Here is a 13,306-nt window from a genome sequence, read left to right on the forward strand (position 1 = left end):
GCCCCTCAAACGCGTCCAACACCGCAACTGGCCACCACCAGTCCCCGCAGTCATCGCGATCACCAGAGCAGCCACAACCTAAGTCACTGGCATTGCGGCTAGACCAGCGCGCTCCAGTACGGGCAGCGGACGTACGGCAGCGGCGGCGCACAGCGGTCGACGCTCCCGGACAGCACCGGGCCCCGCTCCGAGCGGGCCACTCCGGGCGAGCTCGCCGTCAGCCCGGCCTCGCCCGACTCGCCGAAGCGCAGCTCCAACCGGTAGCCGTCCGGCGTGGCCGCGGCGACGCCCGGGCGGTCCCGGCCGGCGTTCAGCGAGGTGATGGTCCAGCCGCGTCGCCGCCAGTGCCGCTCCACCACGTCCGCCAGCGCCGCCCGTCGGGACAGCGAGACGACGGTGAGGAGGTCCCGGCCCCGGGTGACGTACCAGAGCAGCTCCGACTCGCGCCCCGGCAGCGGCAGTCGTGCCCCCGCCCGCGCGGGCGCCCCCTGCCAGACCGGCGCCGGACGGACGGCGTCCAGGGTGTCCTGGAGCAGCGTCTCGCAGCGTTCGGTGGCGTCGAGTTGGTCGATCGTCACCTCCGGCCCCGACTCCGCCCCCGACTCGGACTCCGACCGCCGGACCGGCGCGACCCGCGCACCGCCGGGGCGGCCGGGGCCGCCGCCACCCGGGCATCCGACGTTCAGTTCGGCACCACCTGACTGCACAGGGCCCTCCGTACTCCCCCGGTGTTCAACCCGGGCCGGCATTCCGTCACTGCTTGGACGGCGGGCGGGTACGGGCAGTTCCCCTCCCGGTTCCGTCCCTCACCGTTCCCACACCTTCAAAATGCACTGCACGGTGCAGTTGAATCACTGATCTGCACTGTGTAGTTTACTTCTCGGGCCGACCGGCCGGGCCGGACCGGCCCACCGGCCGCACCCGGCAGGCCTTCTGACCCGCCGTCCGACCCAGCCATCGAGAGGACCCGCCATGCCCGTCATCACCGTCGGCACCGCCCGCATCCCCTACCGCGTCGTCGGCGACGGCCCCGACACGCTCGTCCTGGTGCACGGCACCGGCCCCGGCTCCGCCATGTGGGACGGCCTGCTGGACTCCTTCACCGACCGCTGGACCGTGCTGCTGCCCGACCTCTCCGGCAGCGCGGCCGCCGAGGACGACGGCGGCCCGCTCGCCCTGGAGACCCTGGCCGCCCAGGTCGCCGCCGTGATCGAGGACGCCGGCCGCGGCCCCGCCGACGTCCTCGGCTTCTCGCTCGGCGCCGTCGTCGCCACCGCGACCGCCGCCCTGCACCCCGGGCGGGTCCGCCGCCTGGTCGCCGCCGCCGGCTGGATCAGCGCGGAACAGGACGAGTACCTGCGGCTCTCCATGGCCACCTGGCTCTCCCTCGCCGACCACCCCGCCGCGTTCGGCGGCTACGCCACCCTCACCGCCTTCAGCCCCGGCTTCCTCGACCGGATCGGGCGCGCCGCCGTCCAGGCCAACACCGCCTACATGCGGCCGACCCCGGGCACCCTGCGGCACATCGCCCTCAACCTCGGCCTGGACCTCGGCCCGCTGCTCCCGCGCGTCCAGGCCCCCGCCCTGGTGATCGGCTGCCGCCAGGACTCCACCGTCCCGGTGGAGAACGCCCGCCGGCTGCACGCCGCCCTGCCCGGCAGCGCCTACGCCGAGTTCGACACCGGCCACATCGTGCTCGCCGAGCAGACCGGGGCGTTCACGGGCGCCGTCCGGGACTTCCTCGTCGCCGCGTGACCGCCCGCCGCACGACCACCCGCTGAACGCCGACCACCGAGCGCCGACCGCCGGGAGGGAGCGAACGGCAGCGCGCGGGCGGCCCGTCCGGCGGGCGCGCACGGCCCGGGCGACCGGCGCGTGGAGCACACCGTTACCCGAGAGGCAAGCCCTGCTCCAGAAAGGCCGATTACCGCGCATGGTGATCCTTATCGAATTGACTGAACGTCAACTTCAAAGGTGAGACTGCCTTGTCAGCAACATTCGCAAGGAGACCACCATGCGCATACTCTTCACCGGCCCCGCCGCGGCCGGTCACCTCTACCCGATGGTGCCCACCGCCCAGGCGCTGCGCGCCGTCGGGCACGAGGTCCTGTTCGCCACCGGGCAGCCCGTCGAGCTGATCCGCTCCGCGGGCTTCCCCGTCGCCCAGGTCGGCGACGGCCGGGGCCTGCGGGAGATCATCGAGGAGGCTCTCGGCGGCAAGGTCCAGTACGTCAACCGGGACAAGACCCAGGAAGAGATCCTCGACATGGCGGCCGCGATGTTCGCGCACGCCTCCCGCCCCGACGTGGACGGCCTGCTCGCGGTCGCCACCGACTGGGGCGCCGACCTGATCGTCCACGACTCCTTCGCCGCCGCCGGCCCGCTGGTCGCCGCCCAGCTCAAGATCCCGTCGGTGGTGCAGAACTTCGGTGCCAGCCCCGGCCGCCCGATGGCCGACCTGGTGGCCTCGCACGTCTCCGACCTGTACGAGGAGCGCGGCCTGACCGCTCCGGGCGTCACCGCGGTGCTCAACCTCGGCCCGCTCGGCGGCGACCCGGACGGCCTGCCGATGCGCTACGTCCCGTACAACGGCGGCGGCATCGTCCCGGGCGAGTTCCTCCGCAAGCCCGAGCGCCCGCGGGCGGTCGTCACCCTGGGCACCGTGCTCGCCGAGATCGACGGCGTCCGCGCGGTGGTCCGCCTGGTCGAGGCGGCGGCCGAGGTCGACGCCGACTTCCTGCTCGCGGTCGGCAACGCCGACCTCGCCCCGCTCGGCACCCTGCCCGCCAACGTCCGCGGCCTGCCCTGGGTCCCGCTCAACGAGCTGCTCGGCCGCGCCGACGCGCTGATCCACCACGGCGGTTCGGGCACCATGCTGACCGCCCTCCAGGCCGGCCTGCCCCAGCTGCTGCTCCCCCAGGGCGCGGACCACTTCCTCAACGCCGACGCCATCACCGCCACCGGTGCCGCCCTGAGCTCCACCTCCGAGGCCGTCGACACCCCGCTGCTCACCCGTGTCCTCACCGACGCCGCGCTGCGCGACGCCGCCCACCGCCTCCAGGCCGACAACGCCGCCCTGCCCACCCCGGCCGCCCTGGTCCCCGCCCTGGAGGACCTCGCCGCCCGCCGCTGATCCCCCACCCCGTTGCCGTCGGCAGCCGCGGCGCCGCAAGGCCTCGCGACTCCCGGCGGTACGGCGGGCGACGCCCCTTCTCGACGAGGCCCCGCCGGCCGCGCCCCCGCGATGCCCTCGATTACCAGCTGGAAGCACCCCCGAACCAGATCGATCTCGGCCACTTCCACGCACCGCCGCCCCGAGCACAAGCGCACCCACCGCCCACCGGCCCCACCGCCCGCCGGGCGGCACCACGGCCAGTGCCCCGGGCCCCGTCGCGGCCGGGGGAACCGAACAGGCTACCGCCATCGACGTGTTCGACCGTCTGCGCGACCGGATCGACGAAGAGCGGGGTGCCGCACCAGGCGTGGAGGTCCGTGAACCCCCTTGCAGGTGCTGCCTCGCCGGCTCCGGCCGCACCCATCCCTCGACAGCGCCCGGGCCGGCCTCCTCATCCGCACCTCCGCCGTGCCCTGCCCCTTGCCGCCTGACCGACCACCCTCCCGGACGCCACGACCATCTCCCGGTCGCTCGGTAGAGGCGCCTGCCCTACACCACACCCGTGCCCCATGAGGCGGATTTTGATGTTTCTGTGCACAGGCGCCGAGGACTCGTCATCGTGGCGGCACTTATCCGGCTTATGGAGGAATTCGATGACAGTTCATGTCTGCCACAGCACAATCGAGGCAATCAAAGCCCGTGTCGAAAGCTCGAACGGGGCCGTCATGATCTCGAATGCAACTGTCCGCGCCCTTGAAGAAAAGGAACGCCTCAGGGTGGAGCGACTGCAGAGGGTGTTCACCTTGCTCCGTGCTCGCGGGCTTGAGTGCTACCCGCAGGTACCGCTGTATGCCAACGAGTGGTGGTCGTTCCTGGTGTACCGCCGAGATCCTCTGACAGTCAACCTCCGCACCGCATCGGCTGATTCAACGACGAGGGCGGCTCTGATCTGCGCTATCGACGCGCTCAGCAAGCCTTACTGGCACGAGCAGGCACCAAGTAGCTGGGACCTGCACAAAGCGCTTCGGAAGCTGGGCGCCGCTTCCGTCGATCCGCCCCGCCGCAGCGAGCGACACCTTTCAGTCGCCTGATACGAGGCCCAGAGGCACTCCGAACCAACAGGCTGACGCGGAAATCGATCGGTCAGCGCTCCGTCGTCCACGTGGATCGCACACCGCCCCCCAGCACACACCACCGCAGCTGTCGACAGGTTCCGTCGCTGCGGTGGGCAAATGGATCCAAACCCGACAACGACTCATATGTCGCGAACGCCGCAGGTCAAATGGCCTGCGGCCTTCACATGGTTCGGCTGTATCGGAATGGACGCCACTCGCAAACCCGGATCCGTTCGGGCCCGGTCAGCCCGTCTCCCGGACCAAGGCGCGCAGCGTGGCGGTGTCAAGCACGTGGGCCCTGGAGGGGAGGAGCCGATGGGGCAGGGCGGTGCGCGCGGGGTCGAGCGCGAACGGGCCGGCGGCGGGGGTGGTGGTCATGCGGATGTCCTCCGTGCGGGTGGTGTGCCGGGTACGGCCTCCGGTCGCGCCCGGCCGTCGGCCCGGGGCAGCAGGAGCGGCGTGGCGAGGATGAGCAGTCCCGCGACCACGAGGGCGGTGCGCGGTCCGGTGGCGGCCGCGAGCAGCCCGCCGAGCGCGGTGCAGACGGCGATGGACGCCTGCTGGCCGATCGACCAGGCCGACAGGGTGCGGGCGACCAGGTGCTTGGGCGTGCGTTCGAGCCGGTAGGTGGCGAGCACCGGGTTGAACAGGCTCATGTTGACGATGATCGCCAGCTCGACGGCCATCACGGTGACCAGGCCGACCACGCCGGGGCGGACGAAGGCCAGGCCGATCAGCCAGACGGCGCGCAGGGTGCCGACGGTCCGGAACACCCGGTCCCGGCCGTGGCGTGCCACGACCCGCCGGGCCAACCGGGAGCCGATCAGCCCGCCGAGGCAGGGGGCGGCGAAGGCCAGGCCGTACTGCCATGGGGCGAAGTGGAGTTGGCGGAGCAGGAGGACGGCGAGCACCGGCTCGGTGGCCATGATCAGGCCGGAGACGAGCATGTTGTTGAGGTAGAGCGCCCGCAGACCGGGGTCGCCCAGGATGTGCCGCCAGCCGTCGAGCACCGCGCCCGCCCGCACCGTGTTCCCGCCGGTCCGCCGCGGCGTCTCCTCCCGGCCGCGGATCGCGGTGATGCTCAGCGCGGAGAGCAGGTAGCTGAGCGCGTCGGCCACCACGGTGGTGACCGGCCCGAACCGGCCGACCGCCGCCCCGCCCAGCGGCGGACCGATCGCGATGGAACTCCAGTTCGTGGACTCGAACCGCGCGTTGGCCACCAGCAGGTCGTCCGGCCGGACGAGGGCCTTGAGGTAGGCGCCGCTGGCCGCGCCGAACGCGATCCTGGCCGCGGCGACCACGATCGAGACCACCAGCAGCTGGACGAAGCCCAGCCCTCCCAGGGCGTACGCGACCGGGATCGACGCCATGGCCGCGAACCGGACCAGGTCCATCGCGATCATCACCGGACGCTTGCGCCGGAACTCCACCCACGGCGCGAGCGGCACCGCGATCAGCGCGCCCACCGCCGGCCCCACCGCGGACAGCGCGGACACCTCGGCCGGTCCGGCGCGCAGCACCAGCACGGCGATCAGCGGCAGCGCCCCGAACCCCAGCCCGGACCCGTACGCGCTCACCGCGTACGCCGCCCACAGCCAGCCGAACCGCCGGCCCAGCCGTTTCCCACCCGTCATGCGCGGTGCGCTCCCCTCGACGTCCCGACCCCGACCGGACAAACCGGAGTTGACCGGTGAGAGCCAACCGGGAGGCACCACGGCCGGTCAAACAACCGTTTCGCCCACCCCGCACAACCACAGGTTGTTCTCTACAGTGGATCGGCGTGGACCTCGAAGCAGTGCGCACCTTCGCCGCCATCGCGGAAGCCGGCCAGTTCCAGAAGGCCGCCGTCGACCTGTCGATCACCCAGCAGGCCGTCTCCAAACGCGTCGCCGCACTGGAGCGCGACCTCGGCGTGCGACTGTTCACCCGCACCCCGCGCGGCGCCGAACTCACCATCGACGGACAGGCGTTCCTGCCCCACGCCCGCGAACTGCTGCGCGCCGCCGAACGCGCCGTCGCGTCCGTACGGGCCGGCCGCCGCCCGCTGCGCGTCGACGTGCTCAACTCGCGCGGAGCCGTCTCGGGCCTGATGCGCGACTTCCACCGCGCCCACCCGGACATCGACCTCGACGTGCTGATGCTGCACGACATCGAGACCGCCGTCGCCGCCGTCCGCTCCGGCGCGATCGACGCCACCTTCCGCGCCGTCGCCATGCCCGGCCGGCCGCTCCCCGAGGACATCGCATCCGTCCGGGTGCTCGACGAACCGCTCCACCTCCTCACCGGCCCCGCCCACGCCCTGGCGGGCGCCCGGACGCTGACCGTCGCCGACCTGGCCGGCCACCGGATCTGGATGCCCGGCATCGTCCCCGGCACCGAGTGGGGCGCCTACTACGCCGACCTCGTCGCCGAGTTCGGCCTCACCATCGAGGCCACCGGCCCCAACTTTGGCTCCGACGCCCTCCTCGACACCATCGCCGACACCCCGGCCCTCGCCACCTTCATGAGCGAGCGGACCCGCCTCGTCTGGCCCGCCGCCCACGGCCTGCGCCGCATCCCGGTGACCGACCCGACGCCCGTCTACCCCCACTCGCTCCTCTGGCACCGCGACAACCCCCACCCGGCCCTCCCCGCCCTCCGGGCCCACCTCGCCACCACCGCCCCCACCCCCGGCACCCCCGGCACCTGGACCCCCGCCTGGACCCACCCCCACTGACCGCCCCGACCGGCCCCGGACAACGCGAAAGCCCCAGGCCACTGGCCTGGGGCTTTACTGCTGGAGCGGGCGACGAGAATCGAACTCGCGCTCTAAGCTTGGGAATCTTTGGGCCTTCGGGCCCAAAAGTGCTCTTGACCTGCGGCGATACCGACGCCATCACCCCTCCGGCCACCCGGCGCAGACCGCTGCTGACCGCCGCTCTCCGCCCGTTCTGGCACAGATCTGGCACGACGCGGCTCAGGTCTACGGCCGGGAACGAGGTCACTGGTCCACCAAGACGGTTCCAGGAACAGTCTCAGGGAGCAACACAACGCGGGGCCGACTCGAGCTGATCACTGCAACGACCGCGGCCACCAGAACGACGGCAGCGAGTGCTCCACTAGGTGCGCTGCCGCCCACGCGGGTACACCCTCGCCGGCAGGCCCCACGGAAGTCAGCGCAGGCGATGTGGCCGGCAGCGCCGCACCAGCCAGCGATTCCTTACCCGACACCCTGATGCAACCGCGCACGTGTCGGCGAGGTCGAAACACTCCCACCACATCGACGCCGAGGAGTTCTACCGCACACTCGCCGTGTCGTCGTCAACGACACCGACACCCTGAACAACAAGCCCCGATGAGGGGAGGACTACTACAACTTGCGGCCAGACGCCCTACGAACGCCTCAAGCAGAAGACCGAGACCCACGTGTAACCGAGCTCCGGCAAATGCACACCCTACCGTCTTGCGGGCAGCAGAGCCGGGCTGACAAGCCGGTGCGCGGCCCACGGATCATGGGATGCACAAACCACAAGCAAATTTGTGGGTGTCATAGAGCCAGTCGGATTATGCGGAGCCACGAAGAGTTCGGAATTCTCTAGTCGAGCCGTGCAGCCAGCTGCCGCCTCGCAGCGCCCCCGTGCGGCTACGATACGCAGCATCCACAGCGGCTGGGGAATAGAGACAAAACCCAGCGTAGGATGATTCATTTCGCCAGCAATCCAGGCCTTTGCGTCATAAAAGCTCCAAAGGCTGCTCTTTGTGACGTTACACCATCCACAAGTAAGGCGCAGATTACTTTCATCCGTGACCCCGCCTTCCGCCACCGGTATTTCGTGATCGAGTTCAATCCTGAGATGACGCCAATTCGCCCCTCTGGGGCGAGTGAAGTCGACCATACTAAGTGGCGCCAAATTCGCGCGAGTTCTCCCGAGCAAGAGGTCTCGCGCGTGAATGCTGAAGGAGTAGCCGCAGAGATAGCATCGCTGGTCAGGACCATTGCTCAGCCATACGGCCACCTTCATGGAACGTGTTATGCGCTCCCGCCCAGCCCCCCTCAAAGCCACGACTTCGCGCCAAGCAAGTGATGCCAGCTCAGTCGCAGCACCGTCAATCTCATCAGCTGGGGAATCTCTGCAGAGCGACGTCAGAGATGTTCGCACTTCCTTGAAGACGTGACCGATATTACTAGTTCCGCGAGCATGGCGACGGACATCTATGATTCCCTCCAAGAACCAGCGCCCTACGGTCATGGCATAGTCGGCGCGCAGTAGCCACTCATTCTTGCCAAGAATTCCAGAGGGGGCGTTTAGCTGAGCAATCCGCCGCAACCCATCTTCGGTCCACCGTGTTGGAAATGCATCCGCGAGAACCTTGTAGAAATGCTGGATCTCATGCGTGTCCATGGGCTTTACGGCTTATACTTCCGAGGAAAACCAGCCGTCGGGACCTTTCGATATTCCTGCCAATTCTGCGCCCACAGCCTCTTCACGGGGGCCTGATCCTTCTTGATGTTATCGAGCTTCCAGTCCCTATTGAAGTATGATTCACTAACTCGCCCACTCCTAAGCCAGCTTTCAAGCGCCGTTTCGAATGCGGAAAGATCCGAAAGAGGCTCTTCTTGGGTGTACAGAAATTCAAAGAAGTCGGCAGCAAGGATCGTCAAGGAGATCTTATTGAAAAGATTGCTCTTAGCAGTACTTCCCCAGCCATTGAACGTGTCAGGGTGTGCCTCATCCCCGAAATAGTCCCGGATTCGGCAGAAGAACCCGATGAAGACGGCCCTCCAAGGGCCGTCAGGGCGCGACCAGTCCGCGAACTTCTCCTCGTCAGTGCCAGGATCCACCAATCCACTTTGGGGGAGGAATTCTGCTCTCCAGGCTTTCGCGTAGTCGACCTTCTGGTTATACGGTCGCCCTCCCCGCAATTCTCTGAAGATGGACACCAGGCTGCGCAGCACAGTCCACTGAAGAAGATCAGGATGATCTCCTTGCAGGCCCGTCTGGACCACACCACGGAACGGACTGTCAGCTGAACGAGTCAGATAGGCTACAGCCTGGGAGTCTTCCAGCTTGATTCCTGCGGCGCGAAGGCGGTCGGCTACCGCATCCATCTCGTTGCGACTCAGACTGGTGGAGACAATCGTTCCCAGGAGCGCTTGCCCCATAGGAGTAGCCCGCTGGTTGACTATGATGAACTGGAATACGTGCTCGCTTGGGCTGTCGTCCATCAGTAGGGAAATCGGGAGATGGCGAGAGTTGCCAAGTATCACCTGGCGCTCAGCCTGATCCGGGTCTATGCCCGACCTTACTGCCTGAAGGATCTCAGCCTGGCCGCTTGGGCTCTGCGCATAAGCCACAGCGGACTTGGCGGCGCCACGCAATCGATGCTGCCCATCTACCAGAGCCACAGGTTTCAGGTAGCTGCAAAGGGAATCCTTAGTAAACCCTTGGATTTCTTCGGCGTCATCGACGCCCCGCTGCTCCAGCACTCGCAGCCGGGCACGCAATTCTGCATAGAAGTCGACTAGATGGGTTTCCTCGGAGAGCATGACGGAAGCCGTCGCCTCCGCCTCGTCGATGGAAGAATCATCCGATTCCAAAACGTCATCGACTTCGCGTTCATATTCGTCAGATTCGTCCTGCGGATCCTCGGGCGTGCCCTGAGCGCTCTCGAGTCGCGCTAGTTGAGCAACTCGCTGTTCATCAAGCGGGGCATCTCTTAGGCCGTCTACGCGTGACTCGAGAATCGAGATCAGGCGTTTGAGGATTGCCGCCATAGACAGCTTAGAGTAGTCCTCTTGCGCAATGCACAACCGACCAAAAGGGGAACCGGGGGAGCTGGGCTTGAACTCTACTCGTTGCCTATCTTGGGGGGCTCCAAGAAGAGGGTTTTGGACCACATTGTTAGGATCCTTGAAGAATTTGACGAGGTCATTGACGCGGCTCTGCTTCTCTTCGCGCTGGAAGCCAACCATTTCCCCATTGGTGAGCTTCCTACGTTGTGGAACTCCCGCCCACTCTTCTACCTCTATCGCGGGGGCCGCGAAGAAGACTAGTGCTTTCCCGCCATTGGTCTGCTGTACGAGAAGAGCGTCGTACTCCTTCACGTCAGCGTCGTTTCCGCTCACTGCACGTCCTCCGCTCTATGCTTGACGCAGCGCCAGGCAAGCAAGGGTCTCGAAGAGCCCGATGCTAGCACCGCGCGCCCGTCGCCTCGGTGAGCGGCTTCGGCCACTCAGTCAGCGGGACTGATGCACGCTCAGGATCAAAGACCAGGTGGCTAAAGTGCCTGGTCGAGGTGGTTGTGGACGTCGTCGGTGGTGGCGAGGATGTTAGTCCGGCCGGCAAGGCAGGACAGGCTAACGACAGGCCTTGGCCCAAAGCTACTCAGGCCGAGACCCCAGGCAAGGCTCGGTCCCGCCAGGCTCGTGGGGTATGTCCTTCGTCGACCGAGTGTGTGAGGTCGTGACTCAAGTGGTCCAAGCGCGCTGGAAAAGTGACCGCCGGCTAACCGCAATCAGCCGGAGAGGCCTGTCGGTTCCAGCCCGCCAGGCGGTCATGGACAAACAGATCCGCCCTGGTCACGCGGTGCTCGACTACGGGTGCGGGCGCGGGGAGGACGTGCAGTCGCTCCGGAACATGGGGTGCGAGGCTGTGGGTTGGGATCCGTTCTACCAGCCTGACGGGCGCCTCGAGCCATCCCCAGTGGTACTCCTGACCTACGTGCTGAACGTCATCGAAGACCCGGCCGAGCGGAGCCGGACTCTTCAGCGCGCTTGGGAACTGGCAGGCACGGTACTGATCGTCTCCGCACGCCTCACCTGGGAACGGGCGAAGGTCACCGGCGAGGAGTTCGGTGACGGCCTGTTGACCCGGCGCAACACCTTCCAGCACCTGTACGGTGCCGGCGAACTGCGGACCTACGTGGAGGAGGTCACTGGGGTCAGGGCCGTCTCGGCCTCGCCAGGGACCATCTACGCCTTCAAGGAGGACTCTGCGCGACTGAGCTACCTCGCGCGCCGGATCATCACTGACGACCAGTGGCTGTCCTCGGACGACACGACGTCCGCGATCGCCTCATTGGTCGACCACGTCGAACGGCGGGGACGCCCTCCACGGCTGGAGGAAATGCCCCTGCCGATGGCCCAGCAGCTGGGGCAGCTACGCCCACCCGACATCCATCGGCTCGTACGCGAGTCAGCCGATCCCGCCAAGGTGGCAGATGGCGCCAAGCGCTCCACCCTCAACACCCTGCTGTTCCTGGCCGTCGAACTCTTCAATGGCCGGGGCCCTTTCACCAGCCTGCCACTGACCGTGCAGCTGGACATTCGAGCGTTCTTCTCTTCGTACAAGGAGGCCTGCCAGCGAGCCGACCGGCTGCTGCTCAAACTGCGGGACGACACCTACGTCCGCGGAGCCATGAATGCTTCCGCAGTCGGGAAACTGACCCCGACCGCGCTCTACGTCCATCGGAGAGCAGTGGAACGGATGCCGACGGTGCTGCGGCTATACGAGCACTGCGCATCGATCGCTGCCGGCAGGCCGCAGGCGTGGACGGTTGCCAAGCTCTGCCACCGCGGCCGCGCTGTCAGTTGGCTGGACTACCCCGACTTCGACAGCGATCCGCATCCACGCCTGCTGACGTCCTACCAGGTTGACTTGGGGACCTTCGAGGCCTCCCACCATTCGTACGGTGACCGCGACAACCGGCCGCTGCTGCACCGCAAGCACGAGTTCCTCCACCCCGACGACCCGGACGCGGCCAAGTACCGGCGATTGACCGAATCCGAGGTCCGGGCCGGCCTGTACGCACGTCCGCACCTGATCGGGACCGAGAACGGGTGGGAGAACGAGCTCGCACGGTGCGGATGGGTACTGCGCGGGCACCGGCTCGTCCGGGCCCGGCAGTGACGCTCAGGCCCGGGGACGCAGTTTCTCGACGCCGCGGGCGAGCTCGGCGACGTCCAGTCCCTCGGTCTGCGCCGGGAACCACGAGAACCGCAGTCCGTTGGAGACCACGTTGCCGGGCAGGCCCATCGCGGTGAGCACGTGGCTGGGGGTGTACGAGGCGCTGGTGCACGCGGATCCGGTCGCGACGGCAACCAGGTCCTTGAGCATGACGAGGAACGCCTCCGAGTCGACCTCGTCGAAGGAGAGGTTGAGGATGTGCGGGACGACGTGGTCCTGGTCACCGTTGACGTGAAAACGCAGGTCGGCCAGTCCCTCGAGAAGACGGGACCGCACCTCCTGGGCCGAGGCCCGCCACTGGGCTCGCTCGTTCTCGAAGATCCGCGATGCCTCTGCCAGACCCATGATCAGGGGAACGGGCAGGGTACCCGGACGCAGCTTCCGCTCCTGTCCGCCGCCGAACATGATCGGCTCAAGAGGGGGCCGCTCGTCGTCGAGGTTCTCCCGGCGGCGAGTGACGAGAGCTCCCACGCCCTTCGGGGCGCCGATCTTGTGTCCGCTGATGCTGATCATGTCGATCGGTGCAACCAGATCCTCCGGGATCTTGCCGTACCCCTGGGCCGCGTCGACGTGCAGGTACGTCGCCGTGGTTTGCAGTTCGCGCGCGAGATCGGCGACCGGCTGGATCACCCCGGTCTCGTTGTTCACGTGCATCAGCGACACGAGGAGGGTGTCTGGCCGCAACCTCTCCATGACGGCCTCCACCTCGACCCTGCCGGAGGGGCCAGGCTCGATGAAGTCCACCTCGAACCCACGGCCCGCCAGGTGCTGCAGCGGCTCCAGGACCGCCTTGTGCTCGATGGCGGAGGTGATGATGTGCCGCCGCCCGGTCTGCTCGCCGTGGGATGCGAGCCCCAGCAGTGCGATGTTGTTGCTCTCCGTGGCACCACTCGTGAAGATCAGCTCATCGGTTTCGGCCCCCACCGTGCCGGCCAGGTACTCGCGGGCCCGTTCAACTGCCCGCTTGGCACGCGTCCCGTACTCGTGACGACTCCCTGCGTTGCCGAACTCCGCGGTCATCCAGTGCAGGACGACATCGGCCACGCGCTGATCCACGGGCGTCGTAGCCGCCGCGTCGAGGTACGTCACCATCGAACCAAGCCACCTTCGAGCGTTATTTTGCACGTCGT

11 protein-coding genes are annotated in these 13,306 nt (G+C 67.7%); 5 read left to right on the plus strand and 6 right to left on the minus strand.

Translation table 11 applies throughout. The features are described 5' to 3' along the window. Positions 1–98 precede the first annotated feature (98 nt). The gene (locus ACFY4B_RS40320) at positions 99–578 is read right to left on the minus strand and encodes a hypothetical protein (RefSeq protein WP_074001845.1); all 480 of its coding nucleotides are present in this window, start codon (positions 576–578) and stop codon (positions 99–101) included. Positions 579–972: 394 nt separating this feature from the next. On the opposite strand from ACFY4B_RS40320, the gene ACFY4B_RS40325 reads away from it, so the two are divergent. From ACFY4B_RS40325 to ACFY4B_RS40335, 3 genes are all read left to right on the plus strand, one after another. Beyond that, entirely contained in the window at positions 973–1,755 is a 783-nt protein-coding gene (locus tag ACFY4B_RS40325; protein WP_387976393.1) for an alpha/beta fold hydrolase, read from the plus strand. A gap of 259 nt (positions 1,756–2,014) precedes the next feature. Beyond that, positions 2,015–3,133, plus strand: coding sequence for a nucleotide disphospho-sugar-binding domain-containing protein (locus ACFY4B_RS40330; RefSeq protein ID WP_387976396.1), 1,119 nt, complete (start codon positions 2,015–2,017; stop codon positions 3,131–3,133). Positions 3,134–3,768: 635 nt separating this feature from the next. Further along, complete coding sequence (locus ACFY4B_RS40335) at positions 3,769–4,206, plus strand: hypothetical protein (RefSeq protein ID WP_387976399.1); 438 nt, start codon at positions 3,769–3,771, stop codon at positions 4,204–4,206. Between the two features lie 267 nt (positions 4,207–4,473). Here ACFY4B_RS40335 and ACFY4B_RS40340 read toward each other — a convergent pair whose 3' ends face one another. Continuing rightward, positions 4,474–4,608: a hypothetical protein gene (locus ACFY4B_RS40340; RefSeq protein ID WP_255357423.1), complete on the minus strand. Its 135-nt coding sequence runs from the start codon at positions 4,606–4,608 to the stop codon at positions 4,474–4,476. Beyond that, positions 4,605–5,864, minus strand: a complete 1,260-nt coding sequence (locus tag ACFY4B_RS40345; RefSeq protein ID WP_387976402.1) for an MFS transporter — start codon at positions 5,862–5,864, stop codon at positions 4,605–4,607. Before ACFY4B_RS40345 ends, ACFY4B_RS40340 begins: the two co-directional genes overlap by 4 nt. Before the next feature lie 146 nt (positions 5,865–6,010). Between ACFY4B_RS40345 and ACFY4B_RS40350 the strand changes: the two genes are divergently transcribed. After that, the gene (locus ACFY4B_RS40350; RefSeq protein ID WP_387822256.1) at positions 6,011–6,946 is read left to right on the plus strand and encodes a LysR family transcriptional regulator; all 936 of its coding nucleotides are present in this window, start codon (positions 6,011–6,013) and stop codon (positions 6,944–6,946) included. A 718-nt stretch (positions 6,947–7,664) separates the two neighbouring features. Here the strand turns inward: ACFY4B_RS40350 and ACFY4B_RS40355 are convergent. After that, positions 7,665–8,612: an HNH endonuclease gene (locus ACFY4B_RS40355; protein WP_387976405.1), complete on the minus strand. Its 948-nt coding sequence runs from the start codon at positions 8,610–8,612 to the stop codon at positions 7,665–7,667. 5 nt (positions 8,613–8,617) lie between these two features. Further along, positions 8,618–10,336, minus strand: a complete 1,719-nt coding sequence (locus tag ACFY4B_RS40360; protein WP_387976407.1) for a hypothetical protein — start codon at positions 10,334–10,336, stop codon at positions 8,618–8,620. Between the two features lie 307 nt (positions 10,337–10,643). Here ACFY4B_RS40360 and ACFY4B_RS40365 point away from each other — a divergent pair, with 307 nt between their 5' ends. Then, positions 10,644–12,119: a DNA phosphorothioation-associated putative methyltransferase gene (locus tag ACFY4B_RS40365; protein ID WP_387976409.1), complete on the plus strand. Its 1,476-nt coding sequence runs from the start codon at positions 10,644–10,646 to the stop codon at positions 12,117–12,119. Positions 12,120–12,122: 3 nt separating this feature from the next. Here the strand turns inward: ACFY4B_RS40365 and dndA are convergent, their stop codons facing one another. Further along, positions 12,123–13,268 carry a cysteine desulfurase DndA gene (dndA, locus tag ACFY4B_RS40370; RefSeq protein ID WP_387976411.1) on the minus strand — a complete coding sequence of 382 codons (1,146 nt, stop codon included), beginning with the start codon at positions 13,266–13,268 and terminating at the stop codon, positions 12,123–12,125. Positions 13,269–13,306 lie beyond the last annotated feature (38 nt).

The organism is Kitasatospora sp. NPDC001261 (assembly GCF_042896795.1).
Taxonomy (GTDB): Bacteria; Actinomycetota; Actinomycetes; order Streptomycetales; family Streptomycetaceae; genus Kitasatospora.

Coding starts and splice junctions, on each gene's coding strand:
- ACFY4B_RS40355 (WP_387976405.1), bottom strand. CDS start 8,612: ATGGACACGCATGAGATCCAGCATTTCTACAAGGTTCTCGCGGATGCA.
- ACFY4B_RS40365 (WP_387976409.1), top strand. CDS start 10,644: ATGTCCTTCGTCGACCGAGTGTGTGAGGTCGTGACTCAAGTGGTCCAA.
- dndA (WP_387976411.1), bottom strand. CDS start 13,268: ATGGTGACGTACCTCGACGCGGCGGCTACGACGCCCGTGGATCAGCGC.
- ACFY4B_RS40325 (WP_387976393.1), top strand. CDS start 973: ATGCCCGTCATCACCGTCGGCACCGCCCGCATCCCCTACCGCGTCGTC.
- ACFY4B_RS40335 (WP_387976399.1), top strand. CDS start 3,769: ATGACAGTTCATGTCTGCCACAGCACAATCGAGGCAATCAAAGCCCGT.
- ACFY4B_RS40330 (WP_387976396.1), top strand. CDS start 2,015: ATGCGCATACTCTTCACCGGCCCCGCCGCGGCCGGTCACCTCTACCCG.
- ACFY4B_RS40345 (WP_387976402.1), bottom strand. CDS start 5,864: ATGACGGGTGGGAAACGGCTGGGCCGGCGGTTCGGCTGGCTGTGGGCG.
- ACFY4B_RS40340 (WP_255357423.1), bottom strand. CDS start 4,608: ATGACCACCACCCCCGCCGCCGGCCCGTTCGCGCTCGACCCCGCGCGC.